This is a genomic window from Gelidibacter sp. (assembly GCF_035515035.1).
GTDB lineage: Bacteria > Bacteroidota > Bacteroidia > Flavobacteriales > Flavobacteriaceae > Gelidibacter.
In genome coordinates this window covers 1-2,050 of sequence record NZ_DATJCA010000031.1, presented here as the reverse complement: position 1 = coordinate 2,050, position 2,050 = coordinate 1, and the positions used below count along the sequence as shown (strand labels likewise).

The 2,050-nt window shown below is 35.4% G+C and carries 2 protein-coding genes; both read right to left on the bottom strand.

Annotated elements, in window-relative coordinates:
* A partial coding sequence (locus tag VLZ86_RS02675) for an ATP-binding protein (protein ID WP_325448455.1) occupies positions 1–1,639 on the bottom strand: 1,639 nt, incomplete at its 3' end.
* A partial coding sequence (locus VLZ86_RS02670; protein WP_325448453.1) for a GxxExxY protein occupies positions 1,639–2,050 on the bottom strand: 412 nt, incomplete at its 5' end. The genes VLZ86_RS02675 and VLZ86_RS02670, both read right to left, overlap by 1 nt.

The following is a 2,050-nucleotide window of genomic DNA, read 5'->3' as shown; positions in this document are numbered from 1 at the left end:
TTTGCTTTAATTGGTATTTCATTCCTCCCGTTTTGCCAGTTGTCTTCAAAATTTGTTTGTCAACCATATTTTTAAGCATTCTCTTCACTTTGTATTGATTAATTTCTTTTCCAATCCTTTGATGTATCTCTCCAAAACCGCTATTCGGATATGCTGTCAAATCTTTATAAATCAATTCTTCTAAACGGTAATCTTCAATGTTTTTAAGATTAGTTTTTCCCTTGAAATTGATTTTTCGGATAAATTCAGGATTTACCGCATATTGAGTTCCTTTCCCTTTGCCCGTTTTTACAACCAATTCCAAATCAATCAATCTGCCCAACCAATTTCTTAATCCTACTTCTTCATTTTGATTAAGAATGTTAGATATTTCAAGAGCTGTGTAAGACTGTTGTTGTGCCAATAAACCCAATGAAATAAGTTCCTTTTGTTTCAATGAAAACTCATTGCTTGCTTTATCCATCAATCTTACCACTTCTTTGCTCACAAATTGTTTTTTCACAATCACAGTAACCCGCTCGTCAGTTTCTTTTACAATGGGTAGAGGCTTTCCTGAACCTAAAAGTTTAGCATAAACCAAATCATAGCCGCTACCTTCTTTTTCCATTAAGCCTAAATCATAAAATATTTTGGAAAGGTGTTCATTTCTTCTAATCGATTGACTTAATATATTTTTGGGTGTTACTCCAAATGGTAATCGTCCCGGACTATGGATTTCCATTCTATCAGGGAAAATATTGATAAAAATATCGCCCCGAGTGGTGTATGTTCTATGAACCAATGCATTCACCACCAATTCTCTGACTACTTCAATCGGGAAAAATGGGATATTTTTTCGGAACATCCCTTCTGATACTTCCACGCTTTCCTGCCAATCAGGAACATCGTTCAAAACTCTTTCTAATAGCTCTTTGGGATTGGCGAAATAATCATCTAAAAGCAACTTCCATACTTTTTCATCCTTGTCATCATATCGAATGACTTGTATGGCAGGTGGATACAAAAGCGAAGCCCTATCGTTGCGTTTGCCTATCCATAAAATACCCAAATTGGTTAAAAAGCCATTCTTTTGGATAAAGTAGAAATCTAGTATTTCTTCATCATCCATTTCTTTGATAAAGCGGCTTACCCGTTGTGAATTTCTGATGTCATATAGAAAAGTCCTTCTTTTTGCTTCATCAAATTGAAATGCAGGAACCTTTTTGGTGGTTTGCTCTTCCCAAACAAAAGCGTTTTTATCGGCTGCCAAACGGGCCATTTCATCGGGTGGTACTGGTTTGCATTCATCGTGAACCCTTACATAATATTTGCCATCGGTGGTAGATGCAATGGTTTGTGCGTTGCGGAAAACTTGTATTTTGATATATTCCGCTTTGTTTTCTGCAGTTTCAATGGTTACAGCTATACCTACATTAACTGATCTGTGTGCAATGTTTTTCTGAATAATATCAGGGAGGTTTCTATCGGTTATTTTCTGTTCTTCTGGTGGAAATATTGCTTTGTCTTCAATCCCAATATAGATAAAACCGCCCTGTGCGTTGGCAAAATAAACACAGTCTTTTGCCAACTCACTCCAGTCGGTGTTTTTACCGTTAAGGAATTTGAGTGATTTCTTATCTATGTTTTTATTTTCTTCCATTACCGTCTGAACCTTTGATTAAGTTGATTATTGTGATTTTCTTGATTTAGCTGATTGTATTTTGGATTGATTAGTCGTTTAAATTCCAAGCTCTTAGCCCCAAAGTTTATTAATAAACCAATTTCTAAGTTATATGCTTCCAAATAGTTAATGGCTTGAGCTAAATGTACATCTTCTAATTTTACCAGAGCTTTCAGCTCAACTGAAACAACTTCTTCCACTAAAAAATCTACTCGCCTTGTGCCTATTTGTTCTTCTTTGTAAAAAATGGGCATTTCAAATTCTCTAGCAAATGATATGTCTTGCAAACCCATTTCTTTTTCTAATGCCCTTTGATAAATTACTTCCTGAAACCCGTTTCCCAATATTTTATGCACTTCCATTGAGCAGCCAATGATTTTGGAAGTCAAC